We start from the raw sequence: 14,385 nt of genomic DNA on the forward strand, positions 1-14,385 counted from the left end.
TTCCAGCCAATTTTCGTTATAACCAAAAAAAGATTCGTATTGAACGTATACAGCCTGCTTGCGAATGTAACTTAAAAGACACGCCCTCCTACCTCAGCGAAGAATCTGACAATAACACCACTGCGCCATTAAGTGTTAACAACACCAGTAGCAACAGTGATAACAATACGCAAAGCAGGGCTTCTGACGAAACGGATTTAACAGATGATAGCTCTGCCGATACCAGCAGTAGCAACAATAGCTCAAGCAATAACGATAACTTTGGTATCACCTACAATTAGAGAGGACCACATCATGTCTATAATTCGACGTTTCATTTTAACTGCCACTGTCAGCGCAATGTTAAGCGCGGGCTCGATGGCCGCAGTCACCACTGACCGCGCACAAAGTAGCGACGGGAAGCCAGAAACGATTCAAACCATGTTGCTCAGCATCAAAGAGCACGTTAAAAAAATCCTAGACGTCAATACCGCCACAGAAACTCTCTTAAACAAACAGTCTGACATGAGCAGCAACTCTCTTCAGAGCCTGTCAGACTTATCAGCGGACCAAGTCGCGTACGCCGCAGCGAAAGCCAGGCTGCCTCAAATTCAAACACAAGTGAATGAAGCGATACAAAATAATACCTTACTCACAAAAGACCAAAAAAACGATATTTACAACGCTCAACAAAAAGGCCAGATGCTAAGCAGCCAAGGCTTAGCACTGATTTTAGACCCAAGCACCTCATTCACATTATCTTCAGACGATGGTAAAACAGCCGCTCTCGGCTATAGCATGGCCAGCAATCCGGAAAATAATGGCATACAAGGTTTAACCGACGATGAAGCCACGCAAGTTAATCAAAATAACCCAAAGTACGTGCTGTATTACAATATCCTACAAACTGCGAACCAAAATTTTGGTATTTATAAGACCTTTCTCACCAACCAGCTAGTCGACCATATTCAATCGACAAGCCAAAGCGGTGCTACACTGCCCTCAGTGACACAAGCAGAGTCCAGTTTGCTGAATTCAACCAGCGGCCCGGTTGATCTCATGGACGCGATCAGCAAGGGTAATATCCCTGCGGCTATGCTGTTAATCGGCGCGAAGATTATCAGCATTCTAAACCTCATTCCACAACTCGTGGAAAACACGAAAATGATGGTGATGTTTTCCGCGATGACAGAAAATACCATGAACACCATGTCGCTGATGATGGCGAAAAGTGTGTTGACTAACCCAGCCACCTTAGGCATGGGTACTAAAATACAACCCGCACCGTTGTCACCCGCCTCGTAAAAAAAAAGCCCTCTCTTGAGGGCTTTTTTATTTATTCAATATTTTGAACCTGCTCACGCAGCTGTTCAATCAACACCTTCAGCTCGACAGATGCTTTAGTCATTTGATCATCAATCGATTTAGAACCTAGCGTATTCGCCTCTCGATTCAGTTCTTGAATCAAAAAGTCCAAACGTCGACCCACAGAGGCCTCTGGCTTTTCAAGAATACGTATAATTTCTTGTATGTGCACACGCAGGCGATCCAACTCTTCAGTTACATCACTTTTTTGTGCCAGGTAAACCAGCTCTTGCGCAAATCGCTCTTCATCCAGCTCAACACTCAGTGCCTCAATTTTTTCACGCAGGCGTGATTCTTGTTGTTTTAAAATTTCAGGAATACGCGGTGTAAGCTCATCTAACAATAGACTCATCGCTTTGAGTTTATCTAACATCACCGTTTTCAACGCAGCCCCTTCAATCGCCCGCATTTGCACCAACTTCTCTAAGGCTTGCGACAAAGCTTTCATCACACCATCTTGGACCATCGCCATATCCTGTGCTTCCGAAGCCAATAAACCTGGCCACTTTAACAAGCGTGACAACTCCCATTGGCCTTCACCCAGCACGGCCGACAAATCACCCTGAACTTTTTTAAGATTATTAAGCACAGAAGTGTTCACCGATAAGGCCGAGAGCTCGCTATCTTGAAGCGCTAAACGCAAGCTGATATCCAACTTACCTCGCACACAATGCGGCTTAATCGCTTCACGACATTTCGCCTCCAGCTCACGCAGTGAGTCAGGCAATTTTATATTCACATCCAAAAAGCGGTTATTCACACTGCGAATTTCAATCGCCGCCTGCCCCCATGCTTCGTTAAACTCCACCTTGGCGAATGCTGTCATGCTTTTAATCATCTTATTCTCCTGATTGAATGCGCCACAGCATAACACAGACTCATACGCACAGCGAAACCTTGACCAAGATAGCCTGTTCTTGCACAATGGCCGACCAAAGTAAACACACCGAGGTCATAATGCGCCCTAGCCAACGTCTAGCCCATGAATTACGCTCTATTTCAATCACACGTCATTACACCAAACATGCCGAAGGCTCGGTACTCATCGCCTTTGGCGATACCAAGGTGCTTTGCAACGCTTCTGTGACACAAGGTGTGCCGCGTTTTTTGAAAGATGCAGGGCAAGGCTGGGTCACAGCGGAATACAGCATGCTGCCGCGCGCGACCAATGAACGCACAAACCGTGAAGCTGCTCATGGTAAACAAGGTGGACGCACGCTGGAAATCCAACGACTGATCGGGCGAAGCCTACGCGCGGCCGTGGACTTAAGCTTAATGCCGGACTACACCATCACACTCGATTGCGATGTTATCCAAGCCGACGGCGGCACACGCACAGCCGCGATCACGGGTGCTTGCATTGCACTGCACGATGCCATCAGCTATTTGTTAAAAAACAAAAAAATTCGAAAGAACCCATTTAAACAATTTATCGCCGCCTTATCGGTCGGAATTTACCAAGGCGTGCCGGTTGCAGATTTAGACTATGCTGAAGACTCCAAATGCGACACAGACATGAACTTGGTGATGAACGAAGCCGGTGAATTTATTGAGGTGCAAGGGACAGCTGAAGGGCAGGCTTTTAATACAGAACAGCTCAACACCATGCTGGAACTTGGCCAAGCAGGCATTGAAGAGTTGATTAAAGCCCAGAAAATAGCGCTAGAGATTTAGGGTCATTTTCGTTAAATAGGGCTAGAGCGTGCCCCTAAAGCTGTCGCTTGCAAAGATGAATTGTAACCAGGGCCTAATTAACGACCGCCGCCAGCAATCTTTCCTAGCGCGCTACTAGCGGAGGAGCTGTCTGTTGCAGTTGATTTATGACCCGCAACACCACCTTTGCCGATCATTGCGCCCATGCGAGCCAAAACGCCTCGCGCTTGTTGGACAGCATCATTACGACCAGAAAGTTGTGACAACAAACCAGTTTGCTCGGTAACAGGCTGAACTTTGGCGGCTTCAGCGTTAACGTAAGCATTAAAAGCCGAGACCGTCATCGTCTGTTTAGCCGAAGAAGCTCCACTGAAAAACGCACCAGAATATGTGCCAGAATCAGCGTATGTCTTAGCCGAAGACTCTTTTAATTCAATATCTTCAACACGTTTTTCGCCCAAGCCACTAGCAACGCCGTGAATGACCGCCGGTGCTATCTCCGTTCGAAGCGGTGTGCCTCGAGTTGCGCCCGGATTAGTTAATGCGAAAACACCGGCCGGTGAAGCAACCATCACCATCTCTAAGCTACGGCCACCAGGCAAGTTCATTTGCAGTAACACACGACCTTCACGGCGATCACGCAAAGCGGCTAAAACTTGGCCGACCTGGGCATCAACATAAGCAGCTACTGCTTGCGCTTGCGAAGGCACTGTTGAAACAATTTTTGTATTTGCCACGCTAATACCTGCTCGGCTAGTTATTCATTAGATCCATTATAATATAGAAAGCTTAAGGATTTCTTAAGCAAAAAACACAATTTTATCAAAAACTTAGGTTTTTTCGGCCAAGAAAACAGCCACTTTATCCCAAAAAATCTCGCCCGGGTCAAGGGCTGTGTTTTCCGAAAGCTCACGAAGGCAAGTCGGGCTAGTGACATTGATCTCAGTGATATGCCCATCGACCACATCAAGCCCCACCAAGAACAAGCCTCGCTCTTTAAGCGCGGGAGCGATTTGAGCGCACAGATAACGATCTCGCTCACTCAAAGCCACAATCTTAAAATGGCCTCCCTGTGCTAGATTCGCTCGGAACTCACCCGATTTGGGCAAACGCAACACCGCATACTCTAAAGGCTCACCGTCAATCAAAATAATACGCTTGTCTCCGGTATACACATTCTCAAGAAAGCGCTGCAACATGATAAAACCTTCTTCTGCGAGCAGCGCAGTAATCGCCTGCTGAGCCTTTACCAGATCGTCAGATACAACACATGAAACCCCACGGCCGCCCATCGCCGTTAACGGTTTGATCACCGCTTTTTTATACTTTTTCACAAAAGCCAGCGCTTCATTACTATCCCCTGTCAGCAAGGTTTCAGCAATACAATGCGGAAACGATAGAATCCAAGCTTTTTCATTGCAGTCGCGCAAGGATCTAGGGGCATTCAAAACCAGAGGTCCTTTCACATTTTCGAGCAAATACGTGGACAACACATAGCGCATATCAAAAGGTGGATCTTTACGAATTAAAATCACGTCAAAGCTTGATAAGCTTTCTCTGGAAGAACGAGCAAGCTCAAACTGCGACGTCTCGTGACAAATATGCTTTATCCACTTCACTTTTGCATAGACACCCTGCTCATCTTGCGACAAACCATCTGTATCAAAAACCGCGACTTCACTGTTTCGAGCCAAAGCGGATTGAATCAACAAGACAGAGCTGTCTTTGTAGAGTGACAAGCGCTCGAATGAATCCATCATGACGGCCACACGAAGCTTTGAGTTCGCGCGCCCATAATAATGCGTTAAAAAGCCTTCAAAGTCATGAGACTGTGATTCAAGTTCCTGCCAAGCCCTTTGAGACAAACTTACCGAGGCTTGTAGCTTTTTCTCAAACTCAATATCGATCTGTCCTTCACCCACGTCAGTCGCTTGTTTCTCTGCACACAAGAAACACAGATCTCGATAGCTTAGCGATTCCTCATGCAAATACTTCAACAACTTTCCTGACGGTGTAAGCTCAGGGTTTTCCAAACGCTCAGCCTGCACAGCCAGTGCTTTTGAGTAGATTTTATCCACACTGAACCTATCCATACACTCAGCCAAAACCTGCATATCATCCAGCATTACTTTGGCCAAGGTATAAAAAGGCACTTCACCCTGCTCTGTGAGCACATTCAAACCCGGCTTTCGACCCAATGTCGCCACACGTAAGAAATTTTCTCTGGCATGATGCGGACTGATACCAAGAGGCTCCTCACCCTCGACACAATAGCAATAGAGCAAAAACAAATCGATGAAGGCCAAGGTGGCTTCGTCGACACCTACAGGCAAAAATGGGTTTAAATCCAACAGGCGAATTTCTAAATAATCCACACCCTGCTCAAGCAAAGATACTGTAGGGCGCTGACCAGTAACCGCCTTCGGTTTTGGACGAATATAATTATAAAATTCGTTTTCAATTTGAAGTATGTTGGCATTGAGCTGACGGTAACGATCACCCTCCCTCACACCTAGCGCTTCGAATTCATCATACGGTGTTTCAGTCGCCGCCCTCAAACTATGAGCGTAAGCTTCAACACTGGAAAAATCGAGCTTCAAGCTCGCCTGTGCCTGGTTTTGATAACCCAAATCACTCATGCGCAAAGAGGTGGCGTAGCGCCCAACATAAGTCTCTTCATCCAAACGCGCCAGATAATCTGGCACACAATCCTTCGGCAAAGACGTGTCAAAACATACCGGCGAAGCGCCGAAAAAATACGGTAAAAACCAAGCGTAACGATGAAAGTTTCGAACAATACTCATATAGACTGACGAGCGAAAAGCTTGCGAGTTTTCAGCACCCTCTGGACGTATCGCATCAAAAAAATCCTGAGGAAACGAAACATTATAGTGAAGCCCCGCAATTGCCTGCATCACACGGCCATAACGATTCGCCAAACCAATACGGTACACTCGCTTCATTCTGGCATTGTCTGATTTTCCATAATACGCGATTGGAATTTCTTGTTTATTCAATACACGAGGCGGCATACTCATAGGCCACAAATATTCGTCAAGCAAACGTTCGTTAACAAAACGATTTACGGTTTTTAAATGAAGCAAGGTGTTACGATAGCCCTTGACCGGTGGCGTGACCATTTCCGGTAAACACTCTGCAAAATCCGTGGTGATATACGGGTTGGTGAGCGCTTTCCCTAATGACACTGGGTGTGGTTCATCTGAAAGCTCGCCTGAAAAGGTAATCCTCAAGTTTTCCTTTTCAATCCCATGGCGCATGTCATCGAAAGCCTTATCAGGCAAATGCTTTGACAAGCGCTCACAGAATGCTTTTATCTTGGGTGAAGCCATGTACGATCCTCAATTAATTTGCCTATTTCGGGCACTTGTCCAAACCACTGCTCGAACACTAAAGCACCCTGCTCAAGCAACATACCCAAACCGTCTCGACAATGTACAGCCCCCAATGCTTTCATCTGCGATAAAAAATGGGTGTGCCCGTTTTTTGTATAAAACATATCGTAAACATAGGTATCTGTGCTGATAGCTTCTGCGGGCACAGGCAAATTAACGCCCTGCAAAGAACTGCTGGTGGCATTAATGATCAAATCGGCCTGGATAGAGGCCAGTGAATCAAAGCTTGCCGCGCGAACACCTTCAAAAGCCTCAGCTAAATATTGCGCTTTTTCAAGGGTACGATTCACCACGAAGCATTTCATGCCCTCAACACTCATCAAAGCAGCCAGTGCACCTCGCGCAGCACCACCAGCGCCCAAGACCACAACTGTTCGATCCTGCAACGAAAGGCCCCAGCGCATGGAAATGTCCCGCAACAAACCCTCACCATCAGTGTTATCAGCAATCAACTTATTATCATCAAAGGTCAGAAGGTTCGCCGCACCCGCCCGTCTCGCACGAGTGCTAGCGTCAGTAGCACAAGCCAGCGCCAGTGATTTAAATGGCGTAGTGATATTTAAACTATGAATACCTTCTTGTTGAAAGGCAGCCAAAGCACTTTCAAACGCTGAAAATTCCAATGCATAGGTTTCATAACGAAAATCGCTTATACCCCATTGCTCACAAAACGCCACATACATCAGTGGCGAAAGACTGTGGTCAACAGGGTTTCCAACAAGCGCGCAAAACACAGAGCAATATCCTATAGGTCGTCACGAGATATGATGATATCATTGCGCGAAAAACTGGACAATCCATGACTCTGTCAACACGTCAAACCTACTTACTGTTTATCGCTGTCATTTTAAGCTGGTCATTTAACTGGCTGGCAATGAAAATAGGCCTTCAGTACACCACAGCATTGTGGTATGCCAGTTTTCGCCTATGTTTCAGCGCGCTAATACTCTTTGCCTTTCTCGCATATCGTCGCAAAATTTATCTTCCCCACCCTAAAGACTGGCCGCTCATTTTCACGCAAGGCTTTTTACAAATGGGGCTTTACATGACGCTAGTGATCATTGCGCTGCATTATGTGGGCGCAGGGCGAACCGTTATTTTATGCTATGCCACTTTGCTGTGGTCTACACCCATTGCTGTATTCATTTACAAAGAACCCTTAAGTGCCAAAAAGCTGGCAGGGTTTATTTTGAGCCTTCTAGGCATCGCTGTGTATTTCGATCCTGCACATTTTCAGTGGCATAACGAACACCGCGTCATTGGCAGCCTTATCGCTTTAACGGCTTCAGCTTGCTGGGGGTTGGCTATGGCGCACGCGCGCTTTGGCCGATGGCATGCCACACCGTCTCAACTTTACCCCTGGAAAATTATTTCTGCCGCCGCGCCCATTGGATTACTCACCTTGCTAACACAAACGTCTGGCAGCACACATTGGAATAGCACACTGATACTCACCCTGACATTTTCAACCGTATTTGCCACACTCTTTGCTTGGTGGGGAATGATCATACTGGCCAAAGCCTTACCGAGCACCACCACGGCCGTCGGCGTACTGGCTGTACCCGTCATTGTCGTGATTCTAGCGAGCCTTGTGCTGCATGAGCACATTACAAGCAGCTTAGTCACCGCATTAAGTTTAATTATCGCAGGAATCGTACTGGTCTCACTAGACCGACAAAAAGCCTCACCCGAACTTTAGAAATTCAAGCATTAGCTTCAAACATTCCCGTGGCTTTTCCAACATAGGAATATGGCCACAATCGTGAATAATAGACACGTCCGCTTGTTTTAAGTGTTTTTTTGCCGCCTTAATTTGAGAAACATTCAACAAAGGATCGCGATCACCCCAAATAATTTTTACAGGGGTCTGCTCAAGCGCATGAAACTTTTCCCACAAAGGCTTCAAGGTTGCCATCTTCATGCCGCGCAAGTTTGCGTGGTTCGCCAAAATATAGAGTACCGTGCGCCGGTGCTCAGGCGACTTAGCCATCTCGTACAAGCGATCTACAAAATCAGGCGTAATTGCTTCTTTATTGTAAACACTTAGCTTCAATACTTTTTCATATGCCAATTTTGTTTTATATATCAGGTGTTTTGCAATAAAAGGAAATGACATAACGCGAAATGCCCAAGTGACCTGTCGAGAAAAACCTGCATTATCAATCAGGCAAAGCTTCTCAACTTTCTCGGGGTAAGTCGCTGCAAGATCTAAACTTAAAGCCCCACCCAGCGAATGGCCGGCCAAATAAAATGATTTAAAATTCATCGCCTCACAAAAAGTGGTTAAAGCTTTCGTAAAAAAGGGTAGCTCATAATGAACATCAGGCTTGGATGACAGACCAAAACCCGGCACATCAAGCGCCGTCACACGATAGTGCTTCGCAAGCTCAGGCATCACGCGCTCCCAATATTCCAGCGAAGCACCCAAGCCATGAACCAACAATAAATCTTTACCTTGCCCAGCCTGCTGATAACGAAAGCTCAAACCGCTGGCTTCAATCGTATGGTTTTCAAACATTAAGGGCATCCTTTCTTCACAAAATGATTTAAAATTTGATAGAGAAAATGGCTAGACTGCTCAAAACGCGCATTATCTTCCAACATCACCTCAGCCGACTGAATATAATGTTGTGTAGTGTCCAATACTTCCGGAAAACGCGACACTAAAGATTGAACTACGCGCGGCTCCATCTCCAAATGGCACTGAAGAGCCAAGGCCTGGTCGCCGTACAAAAACGCCTGGTTTTCTGTGGCTTCACTGTAAGCCAGGCGCACAGCACCGCTAGGCAAAGAAAAAGCATCAAAATGCCAGTGATAGACCGTGGATAACTCTGGCAAGCCCGCAAACATCGGCATGGCTTTTGCCTCATCGGTCCAACGAATCGGAAACCAACCAATTTCAGGCAACTGATTTCGAGTAACCGTGCCGCCCAGCACGTCAGCGATCATTTGCGCGCCCAGGCAAACACCAATCACCTGTTTGCCTGCTTTCAGTGCTTGTTCAATAAAATGCTTTTCGTTCAAAATCCAAGGGTGCTGATCATGATCGTGCACCCCCATGGGACCGCCCATGATCACTAACACATCAAATTCATCGGGATGGGGAAAATCAACGGACTGAAAAGGCAGACTCACAGAAAAGCTCGCGTTTTTAATCTCAGCCCAGTGACGAATATGGCCAAGCCCTTCAAAAGGGACGTGCTGAATAGTGTGTAATCGCATGGAGAGCTCGCTTTTTGATGCTTATTATCCCTTGATCAGGATCAAGGTCAAGCCTGCTTGTGTGAAGCTTGCAAATAACATACTCTAAGCACCATGTTAAACCTCATCTTTGCCGCTGATCCAGGACGCGTTCGCTTAAAACTTGCGACGCGCACACTACTGTCTGCCGTTGCAGGGGGTGCAGCCGGCTTCGCGCTGGGACCCTTTAGCGTCATTCTTGCGGTGCTTTCCGGCTTATTCTGCCAAATGAGTATTTACGGCTATAACGCCAAAGAAAAGTTACTGCACGGCTTCATTGTAACCATCACTTTTTGCGCCTGCTACAGCCTAGGCACACTGTCAAAAAACTGGACTTATGCCCCTGACGCCTTGCTCGTCATTGCTGCCTTCGCCGCTTTTTACTGCAAACGTTTCGGCCCAAGCTTTGCCATGTTTCCAGTGTTCTCCTGGATGATGATTTTCATGGCCACCATTTTTAAATTACCCGAGAAAGCAGCTTGGATGGGCGTTGGCGGTGTCGCTTTAGGCTGTGTTATTGCAACCTTGATCAGCCTTGTCATCTTACCTGAAAAAAAACTCGAGCTTTTCAGGCGCCTAGTCATCAAGCATTTAGAGTGCGCACATGACACATTATACTGGCTTCGAAAAAGTCTACTCAAGCCCACCACATTAGACGACTACAACACCTACTTAAAACCCAAACGTTTGACGGTTATTGAACTGCTGACACAAAACCAAACCATCATCACAGAGTATTCACTAAGGAACAAAGCCCACAGTCAGTACTTAGAACAATTTCTTCAATATGAATACAGCCTCTCAAAAGCCATCAACATTGCGATTGATGCCTTAAAATCGTTTTACTTTGCCAAAAGCCAGATATTGATTAACCCCGAACTTCGTCGACACTTATGCGGCCTACTTAAATCGCTGGCCCACATTGTTAACAACATCACCTTAGACAAGCAACTCAAACTCACCTTCAAGCAAAACGCAAACATTCCGGCACAACTCGAAGCGTTCAAAACCTGCTTAATACAGTTTGATATCAACGAGCAGCCAGACCTCATCCAGTTTTACAATTGCTACACCAGCCTTGAGCGCTTTTGGTATAACCTTGATGCGCTAAGGAACCTGCATGAAGATTAAAATTAGCACCAGAAACGCGATCCAAGTCGCAACGGCTGTGTTACTCACGGTACTACTAACGGATGTTTTTCACTTGCCACGCTCTTACTGGGCCACACTGACGGCTTTTCTACTGGTCGCACAAACCTTTGGTGAAAGCGTGAAGAAATCTGCCGAACGTATTGGCATGACCATTCTTGGCTGCATCGCAGGCAGCTTGCTATTTATTGTTCTTCAACACCACACACTGGTATTACTGGGCTGCATCTGCTTATGCACATTCTGCATCAGCTACTACTTCTCGGTGTCTTACGGCATTGGCGTATTTTTTATCACCATGATGGTGGTCTTCATTTTCGGCATGATCAATACTTGGAATACAGCACTTTTAGAGGCTCGCATTATTGAGACTTTGATTGGCGCTGCGATCGCATTGTTATCCAGCGCACTGGTACTTCCCATTTCTGCGAAACAACAACTCAAAGACGCCATTCCAGAGTACATCAGCGCCTGCAAGCTTTCTTTCAATACTGCTGCCGATAAAACCATTGGCAAAACTTTCTCGAAAGTACCCACCAAGTTACTCTCTAAATTTCAGGCATTACAACACAATGCAAAACTCATTCGCTATGAAAACCTATTCGGCTTTCTCAGCAAAGAAAAATTTGAGCGATCATTGTTTGAACTTCGCATGTTGGCCTACCACCTTGGCACTGCTTACGATATCGCTGAAAACCTACACGATAAGCTCAACTTAAGCCTCATTCACACAGAGCTCGAATCTTTGTTTTCCATTGTGAACACAAACTTTGATCGACTCACTCTCGCCTATCAAGGCAAACGAGCCGATACTGAGTTTGAAGCTATCGATCACCTGCACTTGTTGTCAGCAGAAAAACTCACTAACTGCCTGAAAAGCACCACACAAGAGCCAGACTACTGGTTTAAGTTTTACGCGTTTCTCTACGCGACTCGCCGAATCAACGCCACCATCGGTGAGCTGATCAAGCTAACACACTAGGGCGTGTCTTCAAGACTTATTTTAATGTAGAATACCGCCATGAAAACAGGAGGACAGCCCATGAGCAGCTTTCAACAAAACGCCTTAGATCTTATGAAACTTGGCCGCTGCACACGCGACAGTGATTTGGGCAATGAACAAAAACAAACAGTGAATGAACACGTAGCCAAAGTTAACCAGTGGGTCAGCGAGCAACAAAGCCAAGTGGCTGCCAACCCCACGCCAGAGATACTTAAAGCCTTTGCCGAAACCTTTAGCGATAAAGTAAGCTCACTCAAACAAACTTTAAAGCAAGAACTTGCCGCTTTTGGCTCTGCCGTGAATATTGATAACATCGGCCCTTCGCAGTATAAAAATGAACAAATTCAAGAAAGTTACTTAGGCGTTCAGGTTGAAATCATACAATCTTCGCTTGAAGCCAGCGAAAAAGAACGCTTAATCAACGAGACGAAAGCCTTAGGCCCTAAACTCGGCATGATTTTGGCTAAACAAAACCAGGGCCTATCGCCTGACATGAGCGAGCTTGAAAACGCTATTAAAGCGATTAGAGAGCAGATCCCTGCAATACACTAGTCCCATAAAAAAGGGCCGGAAGGCCCTTTTTTTTACGCGGCTTGCTTGGTCGTGGCTAACACAATTTCGCGTAAATTAACCGATTGCGGTTGTTCATAGGCAAACAGCATCGTGCGTGCGACATCATCAGGCGACAACACACCGCCCATTTCTTTTTTCCAGGCTTGATAGTCTGACTTGATTTTGTCTGAACTCGTGTGGCTTAACAAAGGCGTTTCCACTGCACCCGGACAAATCGATATCACACGCACATTGTGTGGCGCAACTTCTTCTCGCACATTATCCGTTAAACCGCGCACCGCAAACTTGCTACCGGTATAAGCCGCGTGATTCGGAAAAGGCTTAATACCCGCAATGGAACTTACATTCATGATCGTGCCATGGCGGCGCGTTTTCATACCCGGCAATACGGCTTGCATACCGTTTAGCACACCCATAACGTTCACATTCATCATGACTTGCCACTCATTGGCATCTTGCGTGGCCACATCGCCTAACAACATCACGCCTGCGATATTTAACAAGGCATCCGCCGGACCATATTCTGCCTCAGCCGCTTTAATTGCTGCGTTTAAAGCTTGCGCATCCGTGACATCCACCGCTTTAACCATGGCATTGGGCAACTGCATCGCTTCAAGGCTCTCGACGTTTCTGCCGAGCAACAACAAGGGATATCCCGCTTCGCTAAAGCGAATCGCCGTTTGTTGGCCAATACCAGAACTCGCGCCTGTGATAATGACTAATGGCTTTTTCATGTTTTCACCTCTTGGAATTTTCGTTAGACTCGACAGACATCATAAACTGATTATTTCAAAACAACAGACACGATCACGCAACTTAGCGTTGCAGGAGAGACAACATGGCCCTGATTGATGACGCGATGCTTTTTATCAAAGTGGCTCAAGCCGGCAACTTTACCCGCGCTGCTGAGCAACTTTACAGCTCCAAGTCTCACATCAGCCGACGCATCGCCGAACTTGAGCAAGGCATCGACACCACCCTATTTAACCGCTCACCTCGGGGCCTTCAACTGACCGAAGCCGGCGAAACCTTTTATCAAGCTTGCTTAAAAGTGCAAAGTGAATTTGAAGCCGCCACGCAACAATTGAAAAACAAAACCGACACCTTAAGCGGCACGCTCAACATCACCGCACCCATGACCTTGGGCAGTGCCATCATCGGCCCACTGCTCGCCAAGTTCATGAAGCATCACCCCGAGCTGCACATCTCGCTGGATTTATCCGACACGGCCGTGAATCTAGCTGAAAGTCCGTTTGATATCGCGATTCGCGCGGCACGTGAGTTGCCAGATTCCAGCCTTAAAGCCAAGGTGTTATACGAATACGGTTACGTCATCAGCGCATCAGCAAGCTACCTCGAACAATACGGGCGCCCGACGAACCTCGACTCACTCAAGCATCACCGAGCCATCAGTTGCATCACCACCGGCGGCAGCCTGAAACACGACAGCTGGCCGTTTTTGATCAACGGCAACATTCAACAAATACCGATCAACTCGGTCGCGAAAGTCACACACATGCAAGTGCAAAAAGCCTTCGCCCAAGAAGGCATCGGCCTGATCCGCACCCCCAGCTACTGGGTTTGCCAAGAAATCAACGACGGCACCCTGCTGCCCGTACTGGAAAACCACCCCCAACCCACCGCGAGGCTCTTTGCGGTGTACAAAAACTCCCGCATCGTACCCAATAAAATTCGCGCGCTGATCGACTTTTTAAGCGAGCATTTGCCGGTTGCGCTGGGCGGTTAAGCACAAAAACCACTTGACCTTTCAAGCGTTTATGTTTTAATGGGCGTCCTTTCTGTGGCCAGATAGCTCAGTTGGTAGAGCAAAGGACTGAAAATCCTTGTGTCCCTGGTTCGATTCCAGGTCTGGCCACCATTTTTCTTTTTTAATTCAAACACTTGCAAAGCAAGTGAGTAAGTATTCGCTAAACCCGTTGTATTAAAAGCAAGTGGTATAAAAGTCCTTGCGTCCTTGCAAAAAAGTCGATAGTTTTCAGATCACCTAAC

14 protein-coding genes, 1 tRNA gene and 1 pseudogene (1 of these 16 running past the window's edge) are annotated in these 14,385 nt (G+C 46.7%); 9 read left to right on the plus strand and 7 right to left on the minus strand.

Annotated elements, in window-relative coordinates; all coding sequences use genetic code 11:
* A pseudogene (locus COV52_08655) lies at positions 1-75 on the plus strand (hypothetical protein) (it extends 342 nt beyond the left edge of the window).
* Positions 76-294: 219 nt separating this feature from the next.
* Entirely contained in the window at positions 295-1,284 is a 990-nt protein-coding gene (locus tag COV52_08660; GenBank protein ID PIR10563.1) for a hypothetical protein, read from the plus strand.
* 31 nt (positions 1,285-1,315) lie between these two features.
* Here the strand turns inward: COV52_08660 and COV52_08665 are convergent, their stop codons facing one another.
* On the minus strand, positions 1,316-2,182 hold the full coding sequence (locus tag COV52_08665; protein ID PIR10564.1) for a YicC family protein: 867 nt from the start codon (positions 2,180-2,182) through the stop codon (positions 1,316-1,318).
* A 119-nt stretch (positions 2,183-2,301) separates the two neighbouring features.
* On the opposite strand from COV52_08665, the gene COV52_08670 reads away from it, so the two are divergent.
* A complete protein-coding gene (locus COV52_08670; GenBank protein ID PIR10578.1) occupies positions 2,302-3,018 on the plus strand; it encodes a ribonuclease PH in 717 nt (238 codons plus the stop codon).
* A gap of 77 nt (positions 3,019-3,095) precedes the next feature.
* On the opposite strand, the gene COV52_08675 is transcribed toward COV52_08670, so the two are convergent.
* The 3 genes from COV52_08675 to COV52_08685 form a co-directional block, all read right to left on the minus strand.
* Complete coding sequence (locus COV52_08675) at positions 3,096-3,734, minus strand: hypothetical protein (GenBank protein ID PIR10565.1); 639 nt, start codon at positions 3,732-3,734, stop codon at positions 3,096-3,098.
* A 93-nt stretch (positions 3,735-3,827) separates the two neighbouring features.
* Positions 3,828-6,347: a hypothetical protein gene (locus COV52_08680; protein ID PIR10566.1), complete on the minus strand. Its 2,520-nt coding sequence runs from the start codon at positions 6,345-6,347 to the stop codon at positions 3,828-3,830.
* Entirely contained in the window at positions 6,329-7,144 is an 816-nt protein-coding gene (locus COV52_08685; GenBank protein PIR10567.1) for a shikimate dehydrogenase, read from the minus strand. The genes COV52_08680 and COV52_08685 overlap by 19 nt, the downstream gene beginning before the upstream one ends.
* A 65-nt stretch (positions 7,145-7,209) precedes the next feature.
* On the opposite strand from COV52_08685, the gene COV52_08690 reads away from it, so the two are divergent.
* Positions 7,210-8,109, plus strand: coding sequence for a hypothetical protein (locus COV52_08690; GenBank protein ID PIR10568.1), 900 nt, complete (start codon positions 7,210-7,212; stop codon positions 8,107-8,109).
* On the opposite strand, the gene COV52_08695 is transcribed toward COV52_08690, so the two are convergent.
* Entirely contained in the window at positions 8,095-8,937 is an 843-nt protein-coding gene (locus COV52_08695) for a hypothetical protein (protein ID PIR10569.1), read from the minus strand. The two genes, COV52_08690 and COV52_08695, sit on opposite strands and share 15 nt — an antisense overlap.
* Positions 8,928-9,632, minus strand: a complete 705-nt coding sequence (locus COV52_08700) for an amidotransferase (protein ID PIR10570.1) — start codon at positions 9,630-9,632, stop codon at positions 8,928-8,930. The genes COV52_08695 and COV52_08700 overlap by 10 nt, the downstream gene beginning before the upstream one ends.
* A 93-nt stretch (positions 9,633-9,725) precedes the next feature.
* Between COV52_08700 and COV52_08705 the strand changes: the two genes are divergently transcribed.
* From COV52_08705 to COV52_08715, 3 genes are read left to right on the plus strand one after another with little or no spacing between them, the layout of a single operon-like run.
* Positions 9,726-10,781 carry a hypothetical protein gene (locus COV52_08705; protein ID PIR10571.1) on the plus strand — a complete coding sequence of 352 codons (1,056 nt, stop codon included), beginning with the start codon at positions 9,726-9,728 and terminating at the stop codon, positions 10,779-10,781.
* Positions 10,771-11,781: a hypothetical protein gene (locus tag COV52_08710; GenBank protein ID PIR10572.1), complete on the plus strand. Its 1,011-nt coding sequence runs from the start codon at positions 10,771-10,773 to the stop codon at positions 11,779-11,781. Before COV52_08705 ends, COV52_08710 begins: the two co-directional genes overlap by 11 nt.
* A 60-nt stretch (positions 11,782-11,841) precedes the next feature.
* Complete coding sequence (locus tag COV52_08715) at positions 11,842-12,354, plus strand: hypothetical protein (GenBank protein ID PIR10573.1); 513 nt, start codon at positions 11,842-11,844, stop codon at positions 12,352-12,354.
* Positions 12,355-12,386: 32 nt separating this feature from the next.
* Here the strand turns inward: COV52_08715 and COV52_08720 are convergent, their stop codons facing one another.
* The gene (locus COV52_08720) at positions 12,387-13,109 is read right to left on the minus strand and encodes an oxidoreductase (GenBank protein PIR10574.1); all 723 of its coding nucleotides are present in this window, start codon (positions 13,107-13,109) and stop codon (positions 12,387-12,389) included.
* A 104-nt stretch (positions 13,110-13,213) separates the two neighbouring features.
* On the opposite strand from COV52_08720, the gene COV52_08725 reads away from it, so the two are divergent.
* Both COV52_08725 and COV52_08730 read left to right on the plus strand, forming a co-directional pair.
* Entirely contained in the window at positions 13,214-14,122 is a 909-nt protein-coding gene (locus COV52_08725) for a hypothetical protein (protein ID PIR10575.1), read from the plus strand.
* A 56-nt stretch (positions 14,123-14,178) separates the two neighbouring features.
* Positions 14,179-14,254, plus strand: a tRNA-Phe gene (locus COV52_08730).
* Positions 14,255-14,385 lie beyond the last annotated feature (131 nt).

It is taken from the genome of Gammaproteobacteria bacterium CG11_big_fil_rev_8_21_14_0_20_46_22, assembly GCA_002796245.1.
GTDB lineage: Bacteria > Pseudomonadota > Gammaproteobacteria > UBA12402 > UBA12402 > 1-14-0-20-46-22.